The organism is Sinorhizobium arboris LMG 14919, from assembly GCF_000427465.1.
Taxonomy (GTDB): domain Bacteria; phylum Pseudomonadota; class Alphaproteobacteria; order Rhizobiales; family Rhizobiaceae; genus Sinorhizobium; species Sinorhizobium arboris.
This window is the reverse complement of the sequence record NZ_ATYB01000014.1, coordinates 3158931-3184792: the sequence shown is the minus strand read 5'-3', so window position 1 is coordinate 3184792 and position 25862 is coordinate 3158931. Positions and strand designations below refer to the sequence as shown.

Sequence of the window (25862 nt, the reverse complement as noted above, 5' to 3'; positions counted from 1 at the left end):
GGCGGAGCGGCTTTCAACGGGCTTTGGCGTCGCAGCATTCAGAGCACCTCCGGGATGACGGCGCTGCAGAGCCTTGCCTTTTGCGAGAAAGGCCGTTCAACTTTCGCTCGCCATCGCATAAGAGAGGGGTGGATGGGAAAAGAGGCGGGCGGAAAAGAGGTGGATGGACGGGGCGTGGACATCGTTTCGGAAGAACGCGAGGAGGCGGAGTTGCCCGCAGGTCGCAGGTCGGCCACGCGCAGGTCATGGCGCTCGCGTCGTCGTCGGCTCGCTCTCCTCGTCCTCTCCGTCCTGCTCCTGCCCTATGCCCTGATCGTCCTCTATCTCGCCGAGTCCGTTCACCCCGTCTCGACATTGATGCTGCGCGACCTCGTGCTGCTGCGCGGCTATGACCGGCAATGGGTCGAGTTCGACGACATTGCGCCGGTGCTCGTCCAGTCGGTCATGATGTCCGAGGATGGGCAGTTCTGTTCCCATGCGGGCATCGATTGGGCCCAGATGCGTGGCGTCCTCGAGGATGCGCTCGACGGCGAACAGACGCGCGGCGCCAGCACGATCCCTATGCAGACGGTCAAGAACCTGTTTCTCTGGAACGGTCGTTCCTTCGTGCGCAAGGCAATGGAATTGCCGCTCGCGGTCGCGGCGGATTTCGTCTGGAGCAAGCGGCGTCTGATGGAAATCTATCTGAACGTCGCCGAATGGGGCGAGGGCATCTATGGGATCGAGGCCGCCGCCCGTCATCATTTCGGCGTTTCGGCGGCGAAGCTTTCGCGCCGTCAGGCGGCCCTCCTTGCCGTGTCGCTGCCCAATCCGATCGATCGAAATGCCGGCAAACCGGGTCCTGGTCTCCGGCGTCTAGCCGGGGTGATCGAACGCCGCGCCAGCCGCTCCGGCGGCTACATCACATGTCTTTATGATTGAAATGAACCCAATTCATTGGTTTGCCGGCCGCTGATGTGGCAAAGCTGCTTTTGTTTTTTATGCCTGTCGCTATCACAAAACCGCAGCACGGTTTTGGGCGACATGCGCAAAGCCAGTCGGAGGCAGGATCATGGCCAAGCTCGTCCTTTATGTCGGCAACAAGAACTATTCATCCTGGTCACTGCGGCCCTGGCTCGCACTCACGGCCGGCGGCATTCCGTTCGAGGACGTCGTCATTCCGTTCGATTCTGCGGCAGGCAATCCGCGGTTTCACGAAATTTCGCCGACGGGACGCGTTCCGGTGCTCCATCACGGCGAGATTCGCATATGGGAATCGCTTGCGATCATCGAATACGCGGCGGAGCTTTTCCCGGAAGCCGGCCTCTGGCCGGAAGATCGCGCGGATCGTGCGCGTGCGCGCAGCTACTCGATGGAGATGCTCTCCGGCTTCCGGGCATTGCGCGGCGCCTGCCCGATGAACATCCGCCGGCCGGCAAAGTCGATCGCTCTGCCGGACGGTGTCGGCGATGACGTGGCGCGGATCGAGGCTATCTGGCGCGAGTCGATCGAGCGATCAGGGGGACCGTTCCTTTTCGGCCGGTTCACCGCGGCAGACGCGATGTTCGCCCCGGTCGTCAACCGTTTCGAGACCTATGAGCTCGTGACGGACCCGGTGACGCTCGCCTATATGGACGCCGTCAAGGCGCATCCGGCCTTCCGCAAATGGGAGGAGGCCGCAAGAGCCGAAAGCTGGATCGTGCCGGAGGATGAAGCCTGAAGCGGATTGAGGCTCCCCGCGCCGAGTCGAAAATTTGCGTGCGGGGACTGGTCAAAGTACGGTTCGGCATGTATAAGCGCGCGAAATTCCGAGATCGACATCTGTTCGACCCGGCCATTTTCGGCTGCTGAACAGTGTTTTGCCCGATAAGTGGAGAATGAAATGGCTGTACCGAAAAGAAAAACGAGCCCGTCCAAGCGTGGCATGCGCCGTTCCGCTGACGCCCTCAAGGCTCCGACCTACATCGAAGACAAGAACTCCGGCGAACTGCGCCGCCCGCATCACATCGACCTGAAGACCGGCATGTATCGCGGCCGCCAGGTCCTGACGCCGAAGGAAAGTGCATAAGCGCTTACCGCCTGCGGTTGAAGTTCGGAGGGTCGGCACTGCCGGCCCTTTTTCTTTGGTGCGGTGACCTCGTCCCTTGCGAAGACCCTCCGCAAAGCGGATGGGCAGCGGGTATCACCGCTCCACGGAACACAGCGTCTCGCGTGGTGGCGGATTGATCGTCGCTGAAGTGCGCGACAGGTTAGCCCCTCCCTTACGGCCCCTTGCGGGAAGGGGTGTTCCCGGAGAAATTGCCGTCAGCCCAGATTGTCCAGCTTCGTCTGAAGGGCCCGAAGCTGTTCCTTCAACTCGTCGATATCCTTCGCCTCGGCCTTCTTGGTTTCCTTGGCCGCCGGAGCCGCCATGAAGGGCGAGAACATCTGCATGGCCTGGTGGAACATTTCCGTGTTGCGCCGGACCTGTTCCTCGACGAGCTGCAGAGGAACCTTCAGGTTCTTGCCGAGCGGCGTTTCACCGAAGGCCTTGGTGATCTGCTCCCGCATCTGCGCCTGCTGCTCGGTGAAGGCCTGCATCGAGTGCTCGAGATAGCTTGGTACGACCATCTGCATCTGGTCGCCATAAAAGGAGATCAGCTGGCGGAGAAAGGAAATCGGCAGGAGCGTGTTGCCGGTCTTCGATTCCTGCTCGAAGATGATTTGAGTCAGCACGGAGTGGGTTATGTCTTCGCCGGATTTGGCATCCTGCACGACGAAGTCCTCGCCCCTCTTCACCATGACGGCCAGGTCGTCGAGGGTCACGTAAGTGCTCGTACCGGTATTGTAGAGACGGCGGTTCGCGTATTTCTTGATAACGATCTGGCCTTCGTTTTTCCCCATCAGGGTCTCCTCTTACCCATGGTCCCGTCTTTATTGTGTTTTTCAGAGTATCCGCAAAAGAGCGCTACTGACAATCTATTTGTGCAATGCGGCGACGCAGGTGCGAACAGGCGCCGGCGCGCCGCCGTGAAGCTTTTGCGGCACCGCAACTAGGCGTTTGACTCGCGCTCCTCCCTTTGCCAGTCTGCCTCCATCAGGCAAAGCAAATATGAGGAACGTCCCATGAGCAATCCCTCGATCGTCATCGCCAGCGCTGCCCGCACGGCCGTCGGCTCCTTCAACGGCGCCTTCGGCACCACGCCCGCGCACGAGCTGGGTGCGGCGGCCATCAAAGCGGTGCTCGAGCGGGCGGGCGTCGAAGCGGGCGAGGTGGACGAGGTGATCCTCGGCCAGGTGCTGCCGGCGGGCGAGGGGCAGAATCCTGCGCGGCAGGCGGCGATGAAGGCCGGCGTCCCGCAGGAAAAGACCGCCTGGGGCATGAACCAGCTGTGCGGCTCCGGCCTGCGCGCCGTGGCGCTCGGCATGCAGCAGATCGCGACCGGCGATGCGAAGGTCATCGTTGCCGGCGGCATGGAATCGATGTCCATGGCGCCGCATTGCGCGCACCTGCGCGGCGGCGTGAAAATGGGCGACTACAAGATGATCGACACGATGATCAAGGACGGCCTGACGGATGCCTTCTATGGATACCACATGGGCATCACCGCCGAGAACGTCGCGCGGAAATGGCAGCTCACGCGCGAGGAACAGGACGAATTCGCGCTTGCCTCCCAGAATAAAGCGGAAGCTGCGCAGAAGGCCGGCCGTTTCTCCGACGAGATCGTGCCTTTCGTCGTGAAGACCCGTAAAGGCGACGTGACCGTCGATCAGGACGAGTATATACGCCACGGCGCCACGCTCGATTCCATCGCAAAGCTCCGCCCGGCCTTCGACAAGGAAGGTACGGTGACCGCCGGCAACGCTTCGGGTCTCAATGACGGCGCCGCCGCGGCGCTTTTGATGACCGAGGCCGAGGCCGTCCGGCGCGGCATCCAGCCGCTTGCCCGCATCGTCTCCTGGGCCACGGCAGGCGTCGACCCGCAGATCATGGGCACGGGCCCCATCCCCGCATCGCGCAAGGCCCTCGAAAAAGCCGGCTGGTCGGTCGGCGATATCGAGCTCGTGGAGGCGAACGAGGCTTTCGCGGCTCAGGCCTGCGCCGTCAACAAGGATCTCGGCTGGGATCCTTCGATCGTCAACGTCAATGGCGGAGCGATCGCCATCGGACATCCGATCGGCGCCTCCGGTGCCCGGGTGCTTAACACGCTTCTTTTCGAAATGAAGCGGCGCGGCGTCTCCAAGGGCCTTGCGACTCTTTGCATCGGCGGCGGCATGGGCGTCGCCATGTGCGTGGAACGTTTGTAGCCGGCCGCCCGGCATGCGGGCAATTTCCGGATCAGGTGATGCATGAGCAGCCCGGGCTCCCCGGGCTGCATGTGAGTGCTTTTGCAGATTTGGCTTAACCGAGTGGGAGGCGAATATGAGCAGGGTAGCATTGGTTACGGGCGGGTCGCGCGGCATCGGCGCCGCGGTTTGCGTGGCGCTGAAGGCGGCGGGCTACAAGGTGGCTGCAAACTATGCCGGCAATGACGAGAGGGCCCAGGCCTTCGAGCGGGAGACAGGCATTCCCGTCTACAAATGGGACGTCTCGAGCTATCAGGCCTGCGTCGATGGGATCGCAAGGGTCGAGGCCGACCTCGGACCGGTCGACATCCTCGTCAACAATGCCGGCATCACCCGTGACGCGATGTTCCACAAGATGACTCCGGAGCAGTGGGGCGAGGTGATCGGCACCAATCTCACCGGCGTGTTCAACATGACGCATCCGCTCTGGTCGGGCATGCGTGACCGCGGCTTCGGCCGCATCGTCAACATCTCGTCCATCAACGGCCAGAAGGGCCAGATGGGCCAGGTGAACTATTCCGCCGCCAAGGCCGGTGATCTCGGCTTCACCAAGGCGCTGGCGCAGGAAGGGGCCGCGAAGGGGATCACCGTCAACGCGATTTGCCCCGGCTATATCGGCACGGAGATGGTGCGCGCCGTTCCGGAAAAGGTGCTCAATGAGCGGATCATTCCGCAGATACCGGTCGGACGCCTCGGCGAGCCGGAGGAAGTGGCACGCTGCGTCGTGTTTCTCGCGTCCGATGATGCCGGTTTCATCACCGGCTCCACGATATCGGCCAATGGCGGCCAGTACTTCGCCTGAGGCGTCATGCCCGGCTCGCGGCTCTTCGGCGCCCCCCCAGGGGGCGCCGAAGTCGCTTTCGGACTCGGAATGTTCCGGGGCAATGAGAGAACGGCCGCATCGATATCCTTCCGGAGCCTGCCTCCTGATCTCTCTGGGTGCTACTAGATATTGTAGTGAACGAAAGGGGAAAACGAACTCACCGCCGACTCGCCGCCGAACGGCGTCCGCTCGGGGCGGGTGCCTGTGAAGCGATTCCTATTTCCGGACTCGGCCGATCGGACGTGAATCCCGTTAAAATTTTTCAGTCTTTCCAGACTCTTGGATTCCGAATCCTTTGCACTCTTGATGGCGATGACGTCCCATTTCGACTCGGCTCCGGAGCTAACCGCGGGCGTTCCCTGCCAGGATTCAGCATATGGTGCGTAACCGGATGTTGAAAACTATATATAGCCGTGAACATAGGGTGAATCGGTGGGAGTCGGCGATTCGTCTCTGATTCGTTCCGCCGCTGTTCCAAAACGCCAAACGAGAGGCTTGAGGCGAGACGCAAGATATGGTTGGTCGTTTGACGCATTTATTGCCCGCGAACCCTTGCGTTTGGTACGTCGCATGGGCATCTGTTTCCCGGCGGAGCGTGAAAGCGCGCCGGCTCTCAGCGCATGTTTCCTTAAATCGGAGCCGGTTTACGGATAAACATGCGGCAATTCAAAGCACTGCAGCGGGCTTTGCGCGTTTGATCGACGTGTGGCGCTGTAGAGACTGCCCGGGATCGAGACCTTGTCCTTTCAATCCATGATCCTGAGCGGCCGCGGCGTTACCGCGGTGCTCGGGCCTACCAATACCGGCAAGACCCATTATGCGATCGAGCGCATGGTCGCGCATGACAGCGGCGTCATAGGGCTGCCGCTGAGATTGCTCGCGCGCGAGGTCTATACACGTCTCGTGGAGAAGGTCGGCCATCACAATGTCGCGCTGATCACTGGCGAGGAAAAGATCGCGCCGCATCGCGCCCGCTATTCGGTCTGCACCGTGGAAGCGATGCCGCGCGAGACGACGGCCTCTTTCGTGGCGATCGACGAAGTTCAGCTCGCGGGCGATCTCGAACGCGGCCATATCTTCACCGACCGGATCCTGCACCTTCGCGGCCGCGGCGAGACGCTGCTGCTCGGGGCTGCGACGATGCGGCCGATCCTCGAATATCTGCTGCCCGGCATCACCGTCGTCGAGCGGCCGCGCATGTCGCAGCTTCTCTATGCCGGCTCCAAGAAAATCACCCGCCTGCCGAACCGTTCGGCGATCGTCGCCTTTTCGGCCGACGAGGTCTATGCGATCGCGGAACTGATCCGGCGCCAGCGCGGCGGTGCAGCCGTCGTGCTCGGCGCTCTTTCTCCGCGAACCCGCAACGCCCAGGTGGCGCTCTACCAGGAGGGGGACGTCGACTATCTCGTGGCGACCGACGCGATCGGCATGGGGCTCAACCTCGACGTCGATCATGTCGCCTTCGCCCAGGACCGCAAGTTCGACGGCTACCAATACCGCAACCTCAATCCGGCGGAGCTCGCCCAGGTCGCCGGCCGCGCCGGCAGGCATGTCCGCGACGGGACCTTCGGCGTGACGGGACGCGTCGATCCGTTCGACGAGGAGCTGGTGCACCGCATCGAATCGCATGAGTTCGACCGGGTGCGGGTGCTGCAATGGCGTTCCAAGGCGCTCGACTTTTCGTCGCTGAAGGCGCTGAAAAAGAGCCTCGAGGCCGCACCGGCGGTCACCGGGCTGGCGCGCGCGCTCCCGGCCGTCGATCAGCAGGCGCTCGAGCATCTTGGGCGCTACCCCGAGATCATCGATGTGGCGACGACGCCCGAGCGCGTGGAAAAACTGTGGGAAGCCTGCGCGCTTCCCGATTATCGCCGCATCACGCCCGCCCAGCACGCGGACCTGATCTCGACCATCTATGCCGACCTCGTTCGCCAGGGCACGGTCAATGAGGATTTCATGGCCGAACAGGTCCGGCGCGCCGATCACACGGACGGCGAAATCGACACACTTTCGGCGCGAATTGCGCAGATCAGGACCTGGACCTATGTATCCAATCGGCCCGGGTGGCTTGCCGATCCGACACACTGGCAAGAAAAGACGCGGGAAATCGAAGATCGATTGTCCGACGCGCTACATGAAAGGTTGACGAAACGCTTTGTTGATCGCAGGACATCTGTGCTCATGAAGCGCCTGAGAGAGAATGCGATGCTGGAAGCAGAAATCAGTGTGAATGGTGATGTCTTCGTCGAGGGACACCATGTGGGGCAGCTAGCCGGTTTCCGGTTCACGCTGGCCGCGGGCAGCGAGGGAACGGACGCGAAGGCCGTTCAGGGGGCCGCCCATAAGGCGCTCGCGCTGGAATTCGAAGCGCGCGCCGCTCGTCTCCATGCGGCCGGCAATGGCGATCTGGCCCTGTCGTCGGACGGTCTTGTCCGGTGGCTCGGCGATCCGGTCGCGCGGCTCACGGCGAGCGATCATGTCATGCGTCCCCGCGTCATCCTGCTTGCCGACGAGCAGCTCCAGGCCAATGCCCGCGAACATGTACTGGCGCGGATCGAGCGTTTCGTGAACCATCACATCAGCACGGTGCTGAAGCCGCTGGACGACATTTCGCGCGCCGAGGACCTGGAGGGCCTCGCCAAGGGGCTCGCCTTCCAGATCGTCGAGAGTCTCGGCGTGCTCTTCCGTCGCGACGTTGCCGAAGAGGTGAAGTCGCTGGATCAGGAGAGCCGTGCGTCGATCCGCAGATACGGCGTCCGGTTCGGTGCCTATCACATCTTCATCCCCGCGCTGCTGAAGCCGGCTCCGGCGGAACTGATCACGCTTCTCTGGGCGCTGAAGAATGACGGGCTCGACAAGCCCGGCTACGGCGAACTCATCCCGATGCTCGCTGCCGGTCGCACCTCCGTCGTCACCGACCCGTCCTTCGAGCGGACCTTCTACAGGCTCGCGGGTTTCCGATTCCTCGGCAAGCGCGCGGTGCGGATCGATATTCTCGAGCGGCTGGCCGATCTCATCCGTCCGCTTCTGCAGTGGAAGCCCGGGACGCAGCCGCGTCCGGAGGGCGCCTATGACGGCCGTCGTTTCGTCGCGACCACCTCGATGCTGTCCATTCTCGGGGCGACGCCGGACGACATGGAGGAAATCCTCAAAGGCCTCGGCTATCGTGCCGACGCCGTAACGGCCGAGGAGGCGGCAGCTTTCCTGGCAACTCAGAATGGCGAGGCCGCCGAGAGCGGAGCGGATGCAGGCCCTGAGGCCGAATCCACCGGTGCACCGGCTGCAGTGACGGAAGCCGCCGATGCGCCGGCCGCAGAGACGGGCGCCGCGGAGACGGGAGCCGCCGATCGCGCGGCTGCCGAGGCGCCGGTCAGTAGCGATGCAGCGGCATCGGGCGACCCGGAGGTGCCGGCCGAAACCAGGCCGGTGCTCCTGTGGCGTCCGGGCACCCGCCAGGACAATCAGCGACAGGGCGGTCGTCATGGCGAACAGCGCCGCGGCGGACAGCGGCATGGCCAGGCGGAAGGCCGTGAAGGCGGCCGCAGGCAGCCCGCCCATGGTAAGTCGCAGGGTAAAGCGTGGGAAGGCAAGGCGCAGGAGGGCAAGGGCTCGGAAGGAAGACCGGGCGGTCAGCGCAAGGACCGGGGTGACCGGCACGACCGCGGCAAGCCGTCTCCTGCCAAGTTCGAGGGGCGCCCGCCGCGCAAGGAGAAGCCGATCGATCCCGATTCACCTTTCGCCAAGCTCGCTGCTCTGAAGGAGCAGATGAAGAAGTAGGTCAGGTCCAATGGAACAGCAGCCACCGTCCGCTCCTGCAATGCGCCAGCGGCTCGACAAGTGGCTGTTCTTCGCCCGGCTGGTCAAGTCGCGCTCGCTCGCCCAGAAGGTGATCGAGGCCGGTCACGTGGCGATCAATGGCAAACGTGAGACGCAATCGTCCGCCCAGGTCAAGGCCGGCGATATGCTTGAAGTGTCGCTGGAGCGGCGCGACCTCGTCGTGCGCGTGCTGCTGACCGGATCCCGCCGCGGCCCCTACGAGGAGGCGCGCCTGCTCTACGAGGATCTGAGCCCCGCCGTGCCTGCCGGCAGACCCACGCTTTTCGAACAGGCGACGCGCGATCGCGGAGCGGGACGGCCGACGAAGCGCGAGCGCCGCGAAACGGACCGCTTGCGGCCGGGACCGGAACCCGGCGACGAGTGAATCGGGACTTCCGACCGGTGCCGGCCGCTGCCGCGGCGCCCGATCACCTTTCCCCCGAAAAGGCCTTGCAACGGATTTTGGCGCGCCAATAGCGCGGCTGGAAAACTGTGCCCGCATAGGGGCAAATCGCGCATGGATAATTCTTGCAAAGGCCGGTCAAAGCCTTTACGTGACAAGCAACGCTACAGTGCCGAAAACCCGTACAGGGGGGAGGTGGATGTAGCAGCTTGAACCGATGTGTGGTTTCGCCGGATCGCTTCCGATTCACGAAGTCACGCGGAGGATGGCATACGGGGTCTGCCTCGGCAGCTATGCGCGCCGGACATGCCTAGCATGCGCGGGCGATCGAGTATCACCGTTGATTGCCGTCTGCCATCAAATGTGAGCATTGGCTGGAGTACCTCATGACGTATGTCGTGACCGACAACTGCATTCGCTGCAAGTACACGGACTGCGTTGAAGTCTGCCCGGTGGACTGTTTCTACGAGGGAGAGAATTTCCTCGTCATCCATCCGGATGAATGCATCGACTGCGGCGTGTGCGAGCCGGAATGTCCCGCTGGGGCAATCAAGCCGGACACCGAGCCGGGCTTGGATATGTGGTTGAAACTGAACGCAGATTTCTCCACGAAGTGGCCGAACATCACCGTCAAGCGCGACCCGCTGCCGGAGGCCAAGGAAATGGACGGCGTGGAAGAAAAATACGAGAAGTACTTTTCTCCCGAGCCGGGGCAGGGAGACTGAGGCGATTGCCTGCCGCTTGGTTCGCCGGTGCTGACGGACTACGGACGGCCAGGCGGAAAGCTGGGGAAAATTCCGCCGGCACTTCGCGCTTGCGAGCGCGGCGACTTGATCGTTGCCGTGCAGCAAATTATTGATTTGCGCTCTTTTTTGTGATAGTTTTCACACACTGATCCACAGAGGGTGCTTTTGCGCGCCCGAAAACCAGCACGAAAGCAAACGATCTCCACCGCGCGGCACTTTTGAGATATGCAACGGTCCGTTGCTTGTGACTGCGCAATAAGAGCTTGTTTGCGTTTCGTTGGACGGACCAGGTGGACCCACCCGGCGGTATCCCCGTCTATCCCGGGCCTGACTGACCCGGCCCCGGCCCCGTGAGGGCCGGGTGCGCACTAGGGAGTGTTTGAAACGAATGACCACCCAGCAGAAGAAATCTTCAACGCGCCAAGGCTTCAAGACCGGTGAATCGATCGTTTATCCGGCCCATGGCGTTGGCCAGATCGTCGCGATTGAGGAGCAGGAAGTCGCGGGCATGAAGCTCGAACTCTTTGTCATCGACTTCGAGAAGGACAAGATGCGTCTCAAGGTGCCGGTGGCGAAGGCCGTGGGCATCGGCATGCGCAAGCTGTCCGAAACCGATTTCGTAGACCGTGCGTTGAAGGTCGTGCAGGGCAAGGCGCGCGTGAAGCGGACCATGTGGTCGCGCCGCGCTCAGGAATACGATGCCAAGATCAATTCCGGCGATCTCATTTCCATCGCGGAAGTGGTGCGTGACCTCTATCGCGCCGAGAACCAGCCGGAACAGTCCTATTCCGAGCGGCAGCTCTATGAAGCCGCGCTTGACCGGATGGCGCGCGAAATCGCTGCCGTGAACAAGATGTCGGAAACTGAGGCCGTTCGCCTCGTCGAGGCCAACCTCAACAAGGGTCCGAAGCGCGGTAAGGCTATCGAGGAAGACGACGCACAGGACGAAGCCGCCTAAGCGCCTTTGCGTAGAAGCAACCGAAAAAGCCCGGCCACACAGAGGCCGGGCTTTTTTGTTGGATCTGTTCCTTAGTGCGTCCATTCGTACGCACGGCGCTCCGGAGACGCGCTCTCGAACCCCCGATCGCGGCGCAATGCGACGCGCCGATACAATCATTGCGTCGTGAAGGCGTTCTCTCCACAATCAATAATCGCTACCGCCCGCGGAACTTTTCGCGCCCACGCACGTTTAACACTCCCGGCAGGGAGGTCTTTGCCTGTGCTGCCGAGCGATCTTGGTCCCGTGATTTCCTCACGTCTCAGGTTCGTATTCTTCCATTTAGGGCGCCCTGTCGTTTCGTCAACCAGCGCCACCCGTCCCGTTGCCGAACGCTGAAAAGAGGGCGCTCGGCGTTTGGAGTCAATCGTGAAATGGCGTTCGGCGCCAGCTACGGAGCAATCGATGAAGACCCTCACAGCAGACAGGCGTATGATCAAGATTGCCATGGAAGCGCCCTATCTTGAGCGGGACGAAGAGCATGCGCTAGCGCAGGCCTGGCGGAACGAAAACGACCAGGAAGCGCGCAACAAGATCGCCATGTCGCACATGCGCCTGGTGATCGCGATGGCGGCGAAGTTCCGCAGCTTCGGGCTGCCCATGGGCGATCTCGTGCAGGAGGGGCACATCGGGCTCCTGGAGGCCGCGGCTCGCTTCGAGCCGAGCCGGGAAGTGCGCTTCTCGACCTATGCGACCTGGTGGATCCGCGCTTCGATGCAGGACTATGTCCTGCGCAACTGGTCTATCGTGCGCGGCGGCACGAGCTCGGCGCAAAAGGCGCTGTTCTTCAACCTCCGCCGGCTGCGCGCGCGGCTTGCACAGGGCGACCGGCAACTGACCTCGCAGGCGATGCATGAGGAGATCGCCGCCGCGCTCGGCGTCAGCCTCGCTGACGTCCAAACGATGGATGCACGCCTCTCCGGCAACGACGCGTCGCTGCAGGCGCCGGTCGGCAGCAGTGACTCGGATGGCGGAGCGCGGCTCGATTTCCTGGCAAGCGATGCCCCTTTGCCGGACGAACAGGTGAGCGACATGATCGACGGCGAGCGCGCCCGCCGCTGGCTGCAGGTTGCCCTCGGCGAACTCAGCGAACGCGAAATGAAGATCATTCGCGCGCGGCGCCTGTCGGAAGACGGCGCCACGCTTGAGGAACTTGGCGTCGCGCTGGGAATATCGAAGGAGCGTGTGCGGCAGATCGAAACGCGTGCACTGGAAAAGCTGCGTGCGGCGCTGACCGCCAAGGCGCCCGCGCTGACGGCGGCGATGCATTGAAGCGCAATGCTTCGCGAGCTTGTTCGTTCCTCATCCGCCTGCCGGCAGCTTCTCCCCGCAAGCGGGGCGAAGGGACAGGCCTTGGGCTCGCCAGTTCTCCATTGAACGACCGAGAGGCGTAGCGGCTGCCCCGCCTCACTCCGATATGATCTTCACCTTGTCGCCCGGTCGGACGGTGGAAGTGATCTGCATCGCATTGATCATGCGAAAAAGATCGAGCTTGCGGTCGGTGCCCATCATGCGGGCTGCGAGCGTCGCGATCGTATCGCCGGACCTGACCGTGACGACGCGGACGCGCAGCGGTTTGAGCGACTGGATCTCGCCGGACGTCATGCGGCGGAAGGAGGTGCGCAACTGGTTCGCCGTCGGCTCCAGTGCGCTCGAGCCCTTCGGGACGGCCGTCAGAAAGCGGTAGATCCGCTCGCCGAACCTGATCACCGTGACGTCGAAATCCCACCGGTCCGCCGAGGCGCGCGCCGTTGCCGCCTCCAGGCCGTTGACGGTGATCGGGCGGATCGTATCGGGCTTGAGGCCCGTCACCCAGCCGCTGGCGATGTAGTCAGTCAGGCTGCGCCGGCTCGTGTCGGCAATGCCGTCGAAACGGACGGCGACTTCGCCCGGTCCGGTGGCGAGCACGGCCTCGGCCTTGTTGTCGATCTGGAAACCCGCGGGCACGTCGAATCGAATGCCGAGCTGGCCATGCAGGAAGGTCTGTCCCCGGACATAGCCTTCCTGCGGGCTGTCGCCGTAGAGGATGCCGTCGATGCCGGCGAGATAATAATCGCGCCCGCGGTCGCCGCTCGTCCCCTCGGGGCCGAAGGCGCGCGCATGCCGGCGCGCAAGATCGACGCGCTGCGGCGCGTTGGGATGGCTCGACAGGAAGTCGAGGCTCTGGTCCGCCTCCGGATCCACAGCGCTGAAGCGGCTATAGGCGGCCATGGAATCGAGGAAGCGCGCCGCCGCATAGGGGTCGTATCCCGCCTCGCCCAGCATGCGGACGCCGATCACGTCGGCCTGCAGTTCCTGATTGCGCGAGAAGGCGGCGAGGCGCAGCTTTCCGCGGGCAAGCGCCTGTTTGCCGGCGAGGTCGGAGGAGAGCACCTCGGACACCACGCGGCTGGCGATCACCTCCGCCTCCTCGCGCTGTTGCCGCTGAATGCCGTGATTGGCCGTCACATGCGCCATCTCGTGCGAGAGCACGGCGGCCACTTCCGATGCGTCATTGGCAAGTGCAAGCAGGCCGCGCGTGACATAGAGATAACCGCCCGGAAGCGCGAAAGCGTTGATTGCCGGCGAGTTGAGAATGGTGATGCGGTAGGATTGCTGCGGGTTCTCAGAAACCGCCGTCAGCGCGCCCGTGATGCGGGCGACCAGCCGCTCGGTCTTGGCGTCGCGGTATTCGCCGCCGTAGCTCGCCACGATGCGCGGATGCTCGCGGGCGCCAAGTTGGGCGCGCGGGTCGTTCTTCTGCACTTCCTCGACGATTTGCGGATTCGAGGAGGGGGAAACGGTCGGCTCGTAGGTCTGCTCGATAACCGATTGGCATGCGGTCAGGAGCGTCGTGGCGGCCAATGCAACCAGCGCGCGTGCGCGCACGGCTCCATGCCGCCGCGGAAACCAGCCATTCATGACTGCCTGCCTTATCATGCCTCAGCCCGTCCCCATCCGCCGGCGCGACCGGCGGCTTAGAGCCATCATCGCAATCGGCGAAAAGTCCTACTTTTTCAGCCGGATGCGGTGCACCGGCGCGGGTATTTCAGCCAGGATTCTGCTGTATCCGATTTCAGCGTTGCCTGCCTAGCCGACCCCAGTAGAAATAGTTGCCCCGTGGTATCACGGCAACGGGTGCGCGAATTTTGCCAGGCACCCGCTGGTGTCTCCCGCGCCTCGCACAGCGCGGCGGTCAAATTGTGGCGGCCGGCGAATTTAGTTCTCTCCGGAATCGGATCGAAGCCGCGAACAGTGCTCATCCTTGATTGCCGAGGAACCGATTGATGGCAGCGAGATCGCGGCGTTCGAGAAAACGATCGGCCTCATCGTGAGCGACAATGCGGCCGCGGTCGAGAAAAAGAACGCTGTCGGCGAGCGACCTCACGTCATCGGGATGGTGCGTGATCAACAGTATGGTGTTGCCTTCCTCATCGTGCAGGTCGCTGATGAGCGCGCGCATTTCCGCCCGCAGGCCGGGATCGAGCGCGGCGAAGGGCTCGTCGAGCAAGAGCAGAGGGCGGTGTCTCACGAAAGCGCGCGCGAGGGCCACCCTCTGGCGTTCGCCGCCCGAAAGCGTCGGTGGCAGGCGCTTTCCAAAACCGCCGAGGCCTACTCGGACCAGTGCATCCTCGACCCTCTTCCGGTCGGAAGCATCGAGCCGCAGCGCCGGGCTGATGCCGAAGCCGACATTGGTGGCGACGTCAAGATGCGCGAAGAGGTTATGATCCTGGAAGATGATCGAGACCGGCCGGTCCGCCGGTGCGCGGCCGGTCATGTCCTCGCCGATGATTCGGACCTCCCCGCGCTCCGGTGGCTCGAAGCCGGCAATGATGTTGAAGAGGGTCGACTTGCCCGAACCGGAGGCGCCCGCGACGGCGACGATCTGTCCTGCGGGCACCGCGCAGTCGAAGGCGAGCGTCGTCGTTTCGAAGCTTGTTTCGACGCCCTTGAGGGAGAGAGCGATGGAACTCATGTGCTTTGGCCTTCGGGCGATCTTTCCTCTCCCGCCGTGCCGAGCACCGTCAGGACAAGGCAGATAAGGCCGAGGACCAGCGCGAGTCCGGCCGCATCCGCGGTGCGATAGCTGCCCATCCTGCTATAGAGCAGATAGGGGAGGGTAACCATGTCCTCGGAGCCGAAAAGAGCGACGGCTCCCAGATCGCCGAGGGACAGGGCCATGGCAAAGGAGAAGCCGACGAAAAGCGGTTTGCGCAGGCCGGGCCAATCGATCCACAGCAGGCGATGGAAACCGCCGATGCCGAGGCTTGCGGCAAGTTGCGCGGTTCGTGACGCATGCGTCGCCATGGCCGGAGCGAGCACCCGGTGGACAAAGGGGAGTGCCATCAGCGCGTTGATGGCGATGACGACCGCCGGCGCGAAACGGGCGACGTCGCCGAAAGGCCTCAGGAGAAGGAACCATCCGGCACCGAGCACGACGGGGGGCATGAGCAGGATGAAGGACGTGCTCGCGCCGATCCCTCCGGCAAAGAGGCGAGCCGCAGCCCCGGGGCGCCGCCGCGACAGCACGAGGCGCTCGGCGCGGATCATCAGCGCCGTCATGACGACCGACATCGTGGCGGAGACGAGTGCGATCGTCGCGCTCATGGCAAGCGCCCGGCGGAACGCCGGCTCGCCCAGGAGACGGATGAGGTCGGCCTTCGAGCCGGCATAGGCGATCGCCGCGAATGGCAGGCCGACGAGACTGACGGCGAGCAGCAGCCAAGCCCCGTCGGCGAGCCGCGACACGCCTGTTGCGCCGTCGAAACGCCGGATGGCTTTGCCGCTCGTCTCTCCCTCGCGAGGTGCCGGCGCGATCAGTTTCAGCACGAGAAGCAGCATCCCGGTGAGGGCGACCTGAAGCGCCGAAAGGGCGATTGCCCGCGGCGGGTCGAAGTCAAAGCGCAGCGCCTGGTAGATCGCCACTTCGATCGTGCTGGCGGCCGGCCCGCCGCCAAGCGTCAGCACGAGCGTGAAGCTGGTGGCGCAGAGCATGAAGATGAGCCCGGCGATGCCGGGAAGCAATCCGCGGATCACCGGCCACTCGATGAAGCGAAAGATGGCAAAGGAACCCATGCCGAGATTGGCGCAGCTGCGCCAGTATTCGGCTGGAATGCGCTCGATGCCCGCAAGCATCAAGCGTGCAGCAAGCGGCATGTTGAAGAAGACATGGGCGATCAGAATGCCGGAGAGGCCATAGATGCTGACCGGCTGCTCCAGCCCGGCCGCCGCAAGGACCCGGTTCACGAGTCCCTGCCGTCCCCAGATTTCGATGAGGCCGAGGGCGGCGACGAGCGCCGGAAGGCCGAGCGGCAGCGCCAGAAACCGCACCACCCATATCCGGCCAGGGAACGAAGTTCGGCGGGCAAGGGCCCGGGCCAAGGGGATGGCCAACAGGACGGATAGAAACGTCGACAGGCTCGCCTGCAGCAGCGTGAAGCGTGTGATGCGCCAGATGTAAGCGTCGAAAAGCGGACCAGCGCCGGTGCTGCCGGCCGACTGGGCGAGCAGGGCCGCGGCGGCAAGGCCGACGAAAAGCAGGATGCCGCCGAGAGCGAAGGCTCCGGCGACCACTGTCATCCTGCTTTCATTCGAGCCAGACAATCCGGCCTCAGTTCCTGCTCATCGCCGCCAGCCATTCGTCGATCCAGGCCTTGCGGTTGGCGGCGACTTCCTCGGAGGGAATGAGGAACGTCGTTTGCGGTTCGACGAGCTTGCCGAAGGCTTCCGGCAGAGGTTCCTTGGTCGCCGTCACCGGCATCATCCAGTTGGTCGTGGGAATGATCGACTGGAATTCCGGGCCGATCATGAAGGCCAGGAACTTCCGGGCGAGCTCCGGGTCTCTGGCATTCTTCGTCAGCGCCGCGACTTCGATCTGGATATAGTGGCCTTCCGCGAAGGGGGCCGCCTGGTACCGCTCGGTGTCTTCCGCGACCATGTGGTAGGCGGGTGAGGTGGTGTAGGAGAGAACCATTGGCGCCTCGCCCTTCGTGAAGAGGCCATAGGCCTCCGACCAGCCCGGCGTGACCGTGAGTACGCGCTCCTTGAGCTCTGCCCAGGCCTCGCCCGCCTTGTCGCCATAGACGGATTTCACCCAGAGCAGGAGGCCGAGGCCGGGGGTGGAGGTCCGCGGGTCCTCGATGACGATCTTCTTCGACGGATCGCCCTCAACGAGTTCCTTAAGGCTCTTCGGAGGGTCCTTCAGCGTCTCGGTGTCGTAGACCACGGCGAAATGGCCGTAGTCATAGGGAACGAAGGTGTCGTCCGAGAAGTCGCCCGGAACCTTGACGGAAGCGGTATCGATGCCGTGCGGCGCAAAAAAACCGGTCGACTTGGCCTCCGCCACTAGATTGGTATCGAGGCCGAGCACGATGTCGGCTTTGGACCCCTGACCTTCGAGCTTCAGCCGCGTCAGGAGTTCGACCCCGTCGGCAACGCCGACATAGTCGATCTTGCAGTCGCAGGTTTTCTCGAAGGCTTCCGCGACCTTGGCGCCCGGTCCCCATTCGGTGATGAAGCTCTCATAGGTGTAGACCGTCAGCGTCTTTTCCGCGGCAGCGGCGCTTGCGGAAAATGCCGCGATCGAGGCTGCGGCGATCGCAAGCCGGCTAAGAATTTTTCGATGAAGTGAACTGGACATTCCGCACCTCTCCCTGTCGTCGTTGTTGCCATGGGAAAAGCGCGTATCGATCCGATCGCTTCTAATCCCTCCGCCGGTATGAACCGGATCAGGTTCCGCGGGTTGGCTTGCAGCCTCTCAGCCGTGATCGCGAAAGCCGACCAGGGCACCCCGTTAGAGCAGCAGAAGATTTAGCTTTCGGCGGCGGCTTAGGCAAGCTGAGTTTCAGCACGGACGTTTGCCGTGCGCGTCGGGCGCGCTATTAAGAGCCAAACAATTGCCGGCCCCGTTTGTTCGCCGAAAGCGGAGATAATTCCATGCCAGACATGCTCGTCCGCCTTTATGCCCTTCCCGAGGGCCGTCCGTCCCGCCTTGATTCCGACATCCGTATCCGCCGGGCGCTTGCGGCAGAACGGCGGGTCGTCATTTCCTGGATCGAGGAGCGCTTCGGAGCAGGGTGGGCCGGCGAAGCCGAAGCCGCCTTCTCCTCGACTCCGACGCGGATCCATATCGCCCACCGTCGCGATCGAATCGTCGGTTTCGCCTGCCACGACGTCACCGCGCTCGGTTTCTTCGGCCCGACCGGAGTGGACGCGGCGATGCGCGGCAAAGGCGTCGGCGAGGCGCTGCTCGTCGAAAGCCTCTCTGCCATGCGTGCCGCCGGCTATGCCTATGCGATCATCGGCGGGGTGGGACCAGCCGAATTCTACGCCCGCGCCGTCGGTGCGGTGGAGATCGCCGGCTCGACGCCCGGCATCTATGACGGCATGCTCCCGGGTGATCCGGCGTCCGGAACCTGATCCGCGCCGCCCGCGTTGGCAAAACAGCCGCCGCCCCTTTTCCTTCGCCGCTGCTTTGCGCTATGGGCTTCTGCCATGACCCGTTCACCCTTTACCATTCTCCTCGGCGGTGCGCTGACGCCGACAGACCGGCTTGCTCGACAGCTCGAAGGCAGCCGGTTCGTCGCGGCCGATGGCGGCATGCGCCATGCAAGAACGCTCGGGATCGTTCCCGAGCTCTGGGTCGGCGATTTCGATTCCACGGACGAGGCGCTTCTGGCTGAGTTCGCCGGCGTCCCGCGGGAACGTCATCCGGCCGCCAAGAATGCGACGGACGGGGAGATCGCCGTCGAAGCGGCCCTTGAGCGTGGCGCGACCTCGCTCGTCTTCGCGGGCGGGCTTGGCGGCGCGCGCAGCGATCATGCCTTCCTCCACCTTCTCGGCACCGTCGCGCTCGCGGAGAGCGGTGTTGCGGTGATGATGACCTCCGGCGAGGAGGAGGCTTATCCGCTACTGCCCGGTTCGCGGGAGATCGAGCTGCCGAAAGGCAGCCTCTTCTCGATCCTCGGCCTTGCGGAGCTGAACGACCTGTCGATCGAGAACGTGCGGTATCCGCTGAAGGACTTCCATTTGCCCTTCGGCTCGTCGCGCACCATTTCGAACATTGCGGATGGTACGGTCCGCTTCACCCTGAAATCCGGCCGGGCCGTCATCCTCGCCCGACCCTATGATCTATCCGGAGCCTGATGCCTTGGCGCCTCCCATTCTGAAGCTTGACGACATTTTCCTGACCTTCGGCGGCACGCCGCTGCTTGCGGGTGCGGGCTTGCAGGTCGAGCCCGGCGACCGCATCTGTCTCGTCGGCCGCAACGGCTCGGGAAAGTCGACGCTGATGAAGATCGCCGCCGGGCTTGCCGAGCCGCAGTCGGGCGAGATTTTCAGGCATCCGTCGGTGACGATCCGCTACCTGCACCAGGCTCCCGATTTCGACGGTTTCGATACGGTCCAGGCCTATGCGGAAGCTGGCCTCGGTCCCGGGGACGATCCCTATCGGGTCGTCTACCTGCTGCAGCATCTGGGGCTGACCGGCGAGGAGGAGCCGAAGCGCCTTTCCGGCGGCGAGGCGCGGCGTGCCGCCCTTGCTCGCGTGCTGGCGCCGGCGCCCGACATCCTGCTTCTCGACGAGCCGACGAACCATCTCGATCTGCCGACGATCGAGTGGCTGGAAGACGAGCTCGTCCGCAGCCGTTCGGCGCTGGTGCTCATCTCGCACGACCGGCGTTTCCTCGAGAAGGTGTCGACGGCGACCGTCTGGCTCGACCGGGGCCAGTCGCGCCGCCTCGATCGCGGCTTCGCGCATTTCGAGGCCTGGCGCGACGAGGTGCTGGAAGCGGAAGAACTAGAACAGCACAAGCTCGGCAAGGCAATCGAGCGCGAGGAGCACTGGCTGCGCTACGGCGTGACCGCCAGACGCAAGCGCAATATGCGACGGCTCGGCGAACTGCAGGACATGCGTGCCCGGCACCGCGGGCACAAGGGGCCGACGGGCACGGTCCAGGCGACCGTTGCCGACGCGAAGGAATCGGGGAAGCTCGTCATCGAGGCGGAAAAGATCGCGAAGGCCTATGGCGACCGCACGATCGTCGCGCCGTTCTCGATCCGCGTCCACCGCGGCGACTGCATCGGCCTCGTCGGCCCGAACGGCGCCGGCAAGACGACGCTTCTGAAGCTCCTGACCGGCCAGCTTGCGCCCGATGCCGGCAGCGTCAGGCTAGGCACCAATCTGGAGATCGCCACGCTCGACCAGAAACGCGAGGAGCTGAACCTGGACGAGACGCTCGCGCATTATCTGACCGACGGACGCGGCGAGACCCTCCTCGTGAACGGCGAGCAGCGGCATGTGACCGGCTATATGAAGGAGTTCCTCTTCCAGCCGGAGCAGGCGCGCACGCCCATCCGCGACCTGTCCGGCGGCGAACGCGCGCGCCTCATGCTCGCCCGTATCCTGGCGCGGCCCACCAATCTCCTCATCCTCGACGAGCCGACCAACGACCTCGATATCGAGACGCTCGACCTGCTGCAGGAGATCGTCGCCGGATTTTCCGGAACGGTGATCCTGGTCAGCCACGACCGCGACTTCCTCGACCGTACGGTGACGTCCACCATCGCGCCGGCCGATCCGGAGGCGCCCGATGGCCGCTGGATCGAGTATGCCGGCGGCTACTCCGACATGATGGCGCAGCGCCGGGGCGCGCTTGAGGAAAGGCGCAGGATCGAAAAGGCCGGAAAGGCGCGGCCGAGCGGTGCTCCGTTGGAGACGAGCGAACCTCAGAAGGCGAAGGGCAAGCTCTCCTACAAGCAGAAATTCGCGCTCGAGACCCTGCCGAAGGAGATTGCCAGGTCGGAGGCGGAGATCGCCAGGCGCGAAGAGAAGATGGCCGATCCCGATCTGTTTTCCCGCGACCCGAGCGGCTTCGCCAAGCTGGCAGCCGAGCTCGAAAAGCTCAGGACGGACCTGGCGCGAATGGAGGAGGAATGGCTCGAACTCGAAATGCTGCGCGAAGAGCTCGAGGGCTGAGCGGCCGGCGTTAGAACGCGCGTGAGGTGGCGATATCCCCCTCTGCCTACCGGACTTGCGACCGCCTCAGCCGCCGCTCGACTGCCCGAAGCGCGAGTGACAGCCCGATCGTCAGCACGAGGTAGACATAGGCGACGATCGAGTAGGTTTCGAAGAAGCGGAAAGAGCCCGAAGCATAGACCTTGCCCATCTGCGTGATGTCGGCGACGCCGAGCACCGAAACGAGCGAGGAATCCTTGACCATGGCCACGAAGTCGTTGCCGAGCGGCGGCAGGATGACGCGGATTGCCTGCGGGAAGACAACCAGGCGAAAGCGCTGGTAGCGGGAAAGCCCGAGCGCGTTTGCCGCCTCCACCTGACCCTTGTCGACCGACTGGATGCCGGCGCGGAAGACCTCCGCGATGAAGGCCGAGTAGCCGATCATCAGCGCCATGATCGCCCGCCACATCAGCGACACGTCTCTGACGACGAACGGCTCCATCCAGCCGGCCGAGATCAGGGGCATCGTCATGAAATTCGCAACCGTGACCAGCGCGGGCGCGCCGACGAAGGCGATATAGAACAGCAGCACGAGGATCGGCACCCCACGGATGACTTCCGTGTAGAAGCGCGCGATCTGGCGCAGCGCCACATGCTCGGAAAGCGCCATCAGGGCCACGCCGAGGCCGAGCACCGTTGCGAGCAAGAAACCGACGAGCGTGACGAAAACGGTGACGCCCAGTCCCCTCAGGACGACCGTGAACACCTGCGTGAAGATGTCATTGGCTGCGATGACCGCGGCCAGCGCCGCAGCGATCACGACAAGGGCGACCAGCCACCAGGGATAGTCGCCCTTCCCGGACGTTTCGGATGCTTGGACGGACGCCATTGCGATTCCAGTAGGTTGGAGCGGGATGCGGGCGGAAAAACGGAAATGCGCTTCATCCCGCTCGGATCATCAGCCGCCCATCTTGTATTCGAGGAACCACTTTTTGTTGAGGGCGTCGAAGGTGCCGTCTTCCTTCAGCGCCTTGATGGCGGCATTGACCGGCGCCACCAGATCCGATCCCTTCGGGAAGATGAAGCCGAAATCCTCGGTGCCGAGCGCCTCGCCGACCACCTTGAGCTGGCCATCGGAGGAATCGACATAACCCTTGGCCGCGACGCTGTCGGTCAAGACCAGATCGACGTCGCCCGCCTTCAGCGCCTGCACCGTCGCACCGAAGGTTTCGAACAGCTTGATGCGCGGATTCTGCTCGTTGCCGTCAAGAATCTCGTAGACGGCCGTGTAGAAGGGCGAAGTGCCGGGTTGAGCGCCGATCAGTCCGCTCTCGAGCGCTGCGAAGCTCTTGGCGTCGTCGAAGCGGGTCTCGTCGCCGCGCACCAGCATGAACTGTTCCGAGCGCATGTAGGGATCCGAAAAATCGACCTTCTCCTTGCGGTCGTCCTTGATGGTGATTCCGGTCATGCCGATCTGGTACTGACCGTCGGAAACCGCCTGGATCATCGCATCCCAGCTCGTGTTCTGGTATTCGACTTTGAAATTCAGCCGCTTGGCGATCTCGTTCATGGCGTCATATTCCCAGCCGACGGCCTGGCCGGACTTGGGATCGACGAACTGCAGCGGCGGATAGGCGTTCTCGGTCACCACGACGACCGTCTTGCCGCCGAGGTCGGGCAGGTCGCCGGCGAAAACGGGCGCAGAGACTGCGAATGGAACGGCAAGAACTGCGGCAATGCCCGCAAGCACGTGGCGACGAATTGTCATTGGAGGAACTCCCGAAGATTGTGGCGACAGAAAATGTCATAAAATCTATGGGGAAGACAAGCGGATGATGCCAAAAAGAAAGGCGGCCCGAAGCCGCCTTTCCGCACAACCCTGAAGAGTTGGGAACTTATTCCGCTGCAGCTTCCGCTGCCTTTGCTTCTTCGGCTGCCTTTGCCTCGGCGGCTTCGGCTGCTGCCTTCTCGGCGGCCAGTGCCTGGGCGGCTGCGACCTTTTCAGCCTCGATGCGGGCCTTCTCCTCGGAAATGGCCTGACGCTCTGCTTCGTTCAGCTTGCGCGCGCGGGTGCCGGTGTTCTCGACGATACGAGCCGACTTGCCGCGGCGGTCGCGCAGGTAGTAGAGCTTGGCGCGGCGGACCTTGCCGCGTCGAACCACGTCGACGCTCTCGACGAGCGGAGAGTAGACCGGGAACACGCGTTCGACGCCTTCGCCGTAGGAGATCTTGCGGACGGTGAAGCTCTCGTTGAGGCCGCCGCCGGAACGGGCGATGCAGACGCCCTCGTATGCCTGTACGCGGGTCCGGTTGCCTTCGACGACGCGCACGTTGACGCGGACGGTGTCGCCCGGGGAGAATTCGGGAAGAGTACGCTTTGCGGCGATTTTGGCGGCCTGTTCGGCTTCCAGCTGCTGGATGATGTTCATCGGTCTAACCTTTGCGTTTTTCTGAAACAGCCAGAGCGCTCTCGATCGGCCTGTCGGACTTGCCTTCAGGCCTTGCCGCCTTGCGGCAGGAGCGGATTCGCCATTCTTTGTTGACGGTCGGCGGGCAAGGAACCCGAACCGGGCCGGCACATACACCAAATCACCGGCCTTGTCATCCCCGAAAGCGGATTTTGTCGGCATCGGCCTCGACATCCCGGTCCCCTGGCGGCTTACGGCCCGCCACGGTCAAGTGGCGGGTTGCGGTCGATCGCGCCACCGGCTATCCCCGATTCACGCGTTTCGGGGAAAACCATGTCGTTGCTCCAGATCTTCTTGCTCTTCGTCTCCGGCTTCCTGTCGGGCGTCGTCAATGCCATTGCCGGTGGCGGCACCTTTCTGACTTTCGGCGCGATGACGCTTGCCGGATTGCCGCCGATCGTCGCCAACGCCACCTCCTCCATCATACAGTTCCCCGGCTATATCACTTCGACGATGGCCTATGCCAAGGAGATCCGCGCCGACCGGAAGAACGCGATCGTCCTCGGCGTCATTTCGGCGATCGGTGGGCTCGCTGGTGCGCTTCTGCTTCTGTCTCTCTCCAACCCGGCCTTCCGGGTGATGGTACCCTGGCTGCTGATCGCCGCAACCGCGATTTTCGCCGCCGGCCCCCTCCTGAAGCCGAAGGCGCGCAGCGACGAGCATCGCATCGGTCCCCTCGGCGTGGCGAGCCAGCTGGCGACCTCCGTCTATGGCGGCTTTTTCGGCGCCGGCATGGGCATCATGATGCTTGCCGTTCTCGGGCTTGCCACCGGGGGTGGCTATCACCGGCTGAACGCGCTCAAGAACTTCATCTCCATCGTCATCGCCGCAATCGCCATCCTGGTCTTCGCCGCGGGCGGCGTCGTTTCCTGGCTGCACGCGGCGATCATGGTGCCGGGCGCTGCCCTTGGCGGCTACATGGGCGTGTGGGCGGCACGACGCGTTCCGCAGGCGGTCATCCGCGCCGTGGTGGTGGCCGTGGGTCTGTTGCTCGCGGCCTATTATTTCTTCACGGGCTGAGCCGGATCACGCTCCAGAAGATCCGGCCGGCGTTCCGCCGTCAGCCGGCGTGCCGCCGCTTCCCGCCATTGCGCAATGGCCGCGTGGTTGCCGGAGGTGAGGACGGCCGGTATTTCGTGACCTTCGAAGACCTGCGGACGCGTGTAGTGGGGATGCTCGAGGAGCCCTCCCTCGAAACTTTCATGGACGCCCGAAAGCTGATTGCCCATGACGCCGGGCAGAATACGCACCACCGCGTCGAGCAGAACGAGCGCTGCCGGCTCTCCGCCGGAGAGGATGTAGTCGCCGATGGAGACTTCCTCGAGCTCACGCGTGTCGATCACCCGCTGGTCGACGCCCTCGAAACGGCCGCAGACGATGACTGCGCCGGGACCGTCCGCCAGCGCCCGCACCCGTTCCTGCGTCAGCGGCCGACCGCGCGGGCTCATCAGAAGCCGCGGCCGCTCGTCGTTTGAGGCGACGTGATCGATGGCGCGGGCAAGAATGTCCGGCTTCAATACCATTCCGGCGCCGCCGCCCGCCGGCGTATCGTCGACCGTGCGGTGCTTGTCCCCGGCAAAGTCGCGAATCTGCACGGCCTCGATCGACCAGTCTCCGCGCTCCAACGCCTTTCCGGCGAGCGAAAGGCCGAGATGCCCCGGGAACATCTCCGGATAGAGCGTCAGGACAGTGGCACGAAAGGGCATGACCGCGGGCTCACTTGCGCTTGGTCGGAAAGGGCTTGCCGGGGCCGCTTTTCTCGTCGTCGACGAGTCCGGCGGCTGTCGGATCGATGACGAGCTTGCCCGCTTCGAGGTCGATCTCGAGCACCGACCATTCGGTGAAGGGAATCAGCACCGGCCTGAGGCCGGGTCCCTTCAGTTCCAGGAGGTCGCCGGCGCCGAAGTCGAAGACGCCGGTCACCGAACCATAGCTCTTGCCGGCGCGGTCGACCGCTTCGAGCCCCTCGAGATCGGCGTAGAAGAACTCGTCCTCGTCGAGATCGTCGTCGGGGAGATTGTCGCGCTCGATGAAAAGCTCGAGACCGTTGAGCGCCTCGGCCGCCGTCCGGTCGTTGATCCCCCGGAACCGCACGACGACCACGTTCTTGGCCTCGCGGATTTCGAGCACCTCGAAGACTCGGCCGTCCTCGCTGTAGAGATTGCCGTAGTCGCCGAGCGCGGCCGGATCGTCGGTAAAGGACTTTACCCGCACCTCGCCGCGCAGACCTTGCGCCGCGCCGATCGTCGCCATCAGGACAGGGTTCTTCAGCTGTGTCATCATCGGCACCCAGGGTGAAGTTGCTGCATGTTGCTGATCTCGTCGGGATGAGAACATGCGATTTGCCGGTGCACATAAAGCAAAACGGGCAGC

General features: G+C 63.7%; 24 protein-coding genes and 1 riboswitch. Of the genes, 14 read left to right on the top strand and 10 right to left on the bottom strand.

All coding sequences use genetic code 11. The features are described from left to right. Nucleotides 1-174: 174 nt before the first annotated feature. From mtgA to rpmF, 3 genes are all read left to right on the top strand, one after another. Complete coding sequence (mtgA, locus tag SINAR_RS0126665; protein WP_033057598.1) at nt 175-921, top strand: monofunctional biosynthetic peptidoglycan transglycosylase; 747 nt, start codon at nt 175-177, stop codon at nt 919-921. A gap of 130 nt (nt 922-1051) precedes the next feature. Further along, nucleotides 1052-1699, top strand: a complete 648-nt coding sequence (locus tag SINAR_RS0126660; RefSeq protein ID WP_028001914.1) for a glutathione S-transferase family protein — start codon at nt 1052-1054, stop codon at nt 1697-1699. 162 nt (nt 1700-1861) lie between these two features. Beyond that, the gene (gene rpmF / locus SINAR_RS0126655) at nt 1862-2047 is read left to right on the top strand and encodes a 50S ribosomal protein L32 (RefSeq protein ID WP_012067326.1); all 186 of its coding nucleotides are present in this window, start codon (nt 1862-1864) and stop codon (nt 2045-2047) included. A gap of 236 nt (nt 2048-2283) precedes the next feature. Here rpmF and phaR read toward each other — a convergent pair whose 3' ends face one another. Beyond that, complete coding sequence (gene phaR / locus SINAR_RS0126650; protein WP_028001913.1) at nt 2284-2862, bottom strand: polyhydroxyalkanoate synthesis repressor PhaR; 579 nt, start codon at nt 2860-2862, stop codon at nt 2284-2286. A 222-nt stretch (nt 2863-3084) separates the two neighbouring features. Between phaR and SINAR_RS0126645 the strand changes: the two genes are divergently transcribed. From SINAR_RS0126645 to SINAR_RS0126615, 7 genes are all read left to right on the top strand, one after another. After that, the gene (locus SINAR_RS0126645; RefSeq protein ID WP_028001912.1) at nt 3085-4266 is read left to right on the top strand and encodes an acetyl-CoA C-acetyltransferase; all 1182 of its coding nucleotides are present in this window, start codon (nt 3085-3087) and stop codon (nt 4264-4266) included. A 115-nt stretch (nt 4267-4381) separates the two neighbouring features. Beyond that, nucleotides 4382-5107, top strand: coding sequence for a beta-ketoacyl-ACP reductase (locus SINAR_RS0126640; RefSeq protein WP_028001911.1), 726 nt, complete (start codon nt 4382-4384; stop codon nt 5105-5107). A 774-nt stretch (nt 5108-5881) separates the two neighbouring features. Next, entirely contained in the window at nt 5882-8902 is a 3021-nt protein-coding gene (locus SINAR_RS0126635) for a DEAD/DEAH box helicase (RefSeq protein WP_028001910.1), read from the top strand. 10 nt (nt 8903-8912) lie between these two features. Next, nucleotides 8913-9326, top strand: a complete 414-nt coding sequence (locus tag SINAR_RS0126630) for an RNA-binding S4 domain-containing protein (protein ID WP_028001909.1) — start codon at nt 8913-8915, stop codon at nt 9324-9326. A 404-nt stretch (nt 9327-9730) separates the two neighbouring features. Continuing rightward, nucleotides 9731-10069 (top strand): ferredoxin FdxA, encoded by a 339-nt coding sequence (fdxA, locus tag SINAR_RS0126625; RefSeq protein ID WP_028001908.1) that lies wholly within the window; start codon nt 9731-9733, stop codon nt 10067-10069. 409 nt (nt 10070-10478) lie between these two features. Beyond that, nucleotides 10479-11048, top strand: coding sequence for a CarD family transcriptional regulator (locus SINAR_RS0126620; RefSeq protein WP_028001907.1), 570 nt, complete (start codon nt 10479-10481; stop codon nt 11046-11048). A gap of 444 nt (nt 11049-11492) precedes the next feature. Beyond that, nucleotides 11493-12359 carry an RNA polymerase factor sigma-32 gene (locus SINAR_RS0126615; RefSeq protein ID WP_028001906.1) on the top strand — a complete coding sequence of 289 codons (867 nt, stop codon included), beginning with the start codon at nt 11493-11495 and terminating at the stop codon, nt 12357-12359. A gap of 135 nt (nt 12360-12494) precedes the next feature. Here the strand turns inward: SINAR_RS0126615 and SINAR_RS0126610 are convergent, their stop codons facing one another. The 4 genes from SINAR_RS0126610 to thiB form a co-directional block, all read right to left on the bottom strand. Then, nucleotides 12495-14006, bottom strand: a complete 1512-nt coding sequence (locus SINAR_RS0126610) for a M48 family metalloprotease (RefSeq protein ID WP_033057596.1) — start codon at nt 14004-14006, stop codon at nt 12495-12497. Nucleotides 14007-14325: 319 nt separating this feature from the next. After that, nucleotides 14326-15042 (bottom strand): thiamine ABC transporter ATP-binding protein, encoded by a 717-nt coding sequence (gene thiQ, locus SINAR_RS0126600; RefSeq protein ID WP_028001904.1) that lies wholly within the window; start codon nt 15040-15042, stop codon nt 14326-14328. Next, entirely contained in the window at nt 15039-16646 is a 1608-nt protein-coding gene (thiP, locus tag SINAR_RS0126595; protein WP_028001903.1) for a thiamine/thiamine pyrophosphate ABC transporter permease ThiP, read from the bottom strand. The genes thiQ and thiP overlap by 4 nt, the downstream gene beginning before the upstream one ends. A 31-nt stretch (nt 16647-16677) precedes the next feature. Beyond that, the gene (gene thiB / locus SINAR_RS0126590; protein WP_028001902.1) at nt 16678-17706 is read right to left on the bottom strand and encodes a thiamine ABC transporter substrate binding subunit; all 1029 of its coding nucleotides are present in this window, start codon (nt 17704-17706) and stop codon (nt 16678-16680) included. Between the two features lie 48 nt (nt 17707-17754). Beyond that, a riboswitch (TPP riboswitch) is annotated at nt 17755-17869 on the bottom strand. 133 nt (nt 17870-18002) lie between these two features. Between thiB and SINAR_RS0126585 the strand changes: the two genes are divergently transcribed. The 3 genes from SINAR_RS0126585 to SINAR_RS0126575 all read left to right on the top strand — a co-directional run bounded on the left by SINAR_RS0126585 (nt 18003) and on the right by SINAR_RS0126575 (nt 21042). Beyond that, nucleotides 18003-18485, top strand: coding sequence for a GNAT family N-acetyltransferase (locus tag SINAR_RS0126585; RefSeq protein WP_028001901.1), 483 nt, complete (start codon nt 18003-18005; stop codon nt 18483-18485). Between the two features lie 75 nt (nt 18486-18560). Continuing rightward, a complete protein-coding gene (locus SINAR_RS0126580; protein WP_028001900.1) occupies nt 18561-19211 on the top strand; it encodes a thiamine diphosphokinase in 651 nt (216 codons plus the stop codon). Between the two features lie 4 nt (nt 19212-19215). Further along, on the top strand, nt 19216-21042 hold the full coding sequence (locus SINAR_RS0126575) for an ABC-F family ATP-binding cassette domain-containing protein (protein WP_028001899.1): 1827 nt from the start codon (nt 19216-19218) through the stop codon (nt 21040-21042). 46 nt (nt 21043-21088) lie between these two features. On the opposite strand, the gene SINAR_RS0126570 is transcribed toward SINAR_RS0126575, so the two are convergent. From SINAR_RS0126570 to rplS, 3 genes are all read right to left on the bottom strand, one after another. Beyond that, nucleotides 21089-21910, bottom strand: a complete 822-nt coding sequence (locus SINAR_RS0126570; protein WP_028001898.1) for an amino acid ABC transporter permease — start codon at nt 21908-21910, stop codon at nt 21089-21091. 69 nt (nt 21911-21979) lie between these two features. Beyond that, nucleotides 21980-22789, bottom strand: a complete 810-nt coding sequence (locus SINAR_RS0126565; protein WP_028001897.1) for a basic amino acid ABC transporter substrate-binding protein — start codon at nt 22787-22789, stop codon at nt 21980-21982. A gap of 127 nt (nt 22790-22916) precedes the next feature. Further along, nucleotides 22917-23450 carry a 50S ribosomal protein L19 gene (gene rplS, locus SINAR_RS0126560; protein WP_028001896.1) on the bottom strand — a complete coding sequence of 178 codons (534 nt, stop codon included), beginning with the start codon at nt 23448-23450 and terminating at the stop codon, nt 22917-22919. Between the two features lie 312 nt (nt 23451-23762). On the opposite strand from rplS, the gene SINAR_RS0126555 reads away from it, so the two are divergent. After that, entirely contained in the window at nt 23763-24509 is a 747-nt protein-coding gene (locus SINAR_RS0126555) for a sulfite exporter TauE/SafE family protein (RefSeq protein ID WP_028001895.1), read from the top strand. On the opposite strand, the gene trmD is transcribed toward SINAR_RS0126555, so the two are convergent. Both trmD and rimM read right to left on the bottom strand, forming a co-directional pair. Further along, nucleotides 24491-25195 carry a tRNA (guanosine(37)-N1)-methyltransferase TrmD gene (gene trmD / locus SINAR_RS0126550; RefSeq protein WP_028001894.1) on the bottom strand — a complete coding sequence of 235 codons (705 nt, stop codon included), beginning with the start codon at nt 25193-25195 and terminating at the stop codon, nt 24491-24493. The genes SINAR_RS0126555 and trmD overlap by 19 nt on opposite strands. Nucleotides 25196-25205: 10 nt before the next feature. Next, nucleotides 25206-25769, bottom strand: coding sequence for a ribosome maturation factor RimM (gene rimM, locus SINAR_RS0126545; RefSeq protein ID WP_028001893.1), 564 nt, complete (start codon nt 25767-25769; stop codon nt 25206-25208). Nucleotides 25770-25862: the final 93 nt, after the last annotated feature.

What these genes read in the sequence shown, in the direction of transcription:
- rpmF (WP_012067326.1), top strand. Translation starts at nt 1,862, where the DNA reads ATGGCTGTACCGAAAAGAAAAACGAGCCCGTCCAAGCGTGGCATGCGC.
- SINAR_RS0126615 (WP_028001906.1), top strand. Translation starts at nt 11,493, where the DNA reads ATGAAGACCCTCACAGCAGACAGGCGTATGATCAAGATTGCCATGGAA.
- SINAR_RS0126580 (WP_028001900.1), top strand. Translation starts at nt 18,561, where the DNA reads ATGACCCGTTCACCCTTTACCATTCTCCTCGGCGGTGCGCTGACGCCG.
- SINAR_RS0126640 (WP_028001911.1), top strand. Translation starts at nt 4,382, where the DNA reads ATGAGCAGGGTAGCATTGGTTACGGGCGGGTCGCGCGGCATCGGCGCC.
- SINAR_RS0126570 (WP_028001898.1), bottom strand. Translation starts at nt 21,910, where the DNA reads ATGGCGTCCGTCCAAGCATCCGAAACGTCCGGGAAGGGCGACTATCCC.
- SINAR_RS0126585 (WP_028001901.1), top strand. Translation starts at nt 18,003, where the DNA reads ATGCCAGACATGCTCGTCCGCCTTTATGCCCTTCCCGAGGGCCGTCCG.
- trmD (WP_028001894.1), bottom strand. Translation starts at nt 25,195, where the DNA reads ATGCCCTTTCGTGCCACTGTCCTGACGCTCTATCCGGAGATGTTCCCG.
- fdxA (WP_028001908.1), top strand. Translation starts at nt 9,731, where the DNA reads ATGACGTATGTCGTGACCGACAACTGCATTCGCTGCAAGTACACGGAC.
- SINAR_RS0126620 (WP_028001907.1), top strand. Translation starts at nt 10,479, where the DNA reads ATGACCACCCAGCAGAAGAAATCTTCAACGCGCCAAGGCTTCAAGACC.
- thiB (WP_028001902.1), bottom strand. Translation starts at nt 17,706, where the DNA reads ATGTCCAGTTCACTTCATCGAAAAATTCTTAGCCGGCTTGCGATCGCC.
- rimM (WP_028001893.1), bottom strand. Translation starts at nt 25,769, where the DNA reads ATGACACAGCTGAAGAACCCTGTCCTGATGGCGACGATCGGCGCGGCG.
- thiP (WP_028001903.1), bottom strand. Translation starts at nt 16,646, where the DNA reads ATGACAGTGGTCGCCGGAGCCTTCGCTCTCGGCGGCATCCTGCTTTTC.
- rplS (WP_028001896.1), bottom strand. Translation starts at nt 23,450, where the DNA reads ATGAACATCATCCAGCAGCTGGAAGCCGAACAGGCCGCCAAAATCGCC.
- SINAR_RS0126630 (WP_028001909.1), top strand. Translation starts at nt 8,913, where the DNA reads ATGGAACAGCAGCCACCGTCCGCTCCTGCAATGCGCCAGCGGCTCGAC.
- phaR (WP_028001913.1), bottom strand. Translation starts at nt 2,862, where the DNA reads ATGGGGAAAAACGAAGGCCAGATCGTTATCAAGAAATACGCGAACCGC.
- SINAR_RS0126635 (WP_028001910.1), top strand. Translation starts at nt 5,882, where the DNA reads ATGATCCTGAGCGGCCGCGGCGTTACCGCGGTGCTCGGGCCTACCAAT.
- SINAR_RS0126565 (WP_028001897.1), bottom strand. Translation starts at nt 22,789, where the DNA reads ATGACAATTCGTCGCCACGTGCTTGCGGGCATTGCCGCAGTTCTTGCC.
- SINAR_RS0126555 (WP_028001895.1), top strand. Translation starts at nt 23,763, where the DNA reads ATGTCGTTGCTCCAGATCTTCTTGCTCTTCGTCTCCGGCTTCCTGTCG.
- SINAR_RS0126645 (WP_028001912.1), top strand. Translation starts at nt 3,085, where the DNA reads ATGAGCAATCCCTCGATCGTCATCGCCAGCGCTGCCCGCACGGCCGTC.
- SINAR_RS0126660 (WP_028001914.1), top strand. Translation starts at nt 1,052, where the DNA reads ATGGCCAAGCTCGTCCTTTATGTCGGCAACAAGAACTATTCATCCTGG.
- SINAR_RS0126610 (WP_033057596.1), bottom strand. Translation starts at nt 14,006, where the DNA reads ATGATAAGGCAGGCAGTCATGAATGGCTGGTTTCCGCGGCGGCATGGA.
- thiQ (WP_028001904.1), bottom strand. Translation starts at nt 15,042, where the DNA reads ATGAGTTCCATCGCTCTCTCCCTCAAGGGCGTCGAAACAAGCTTCGAA.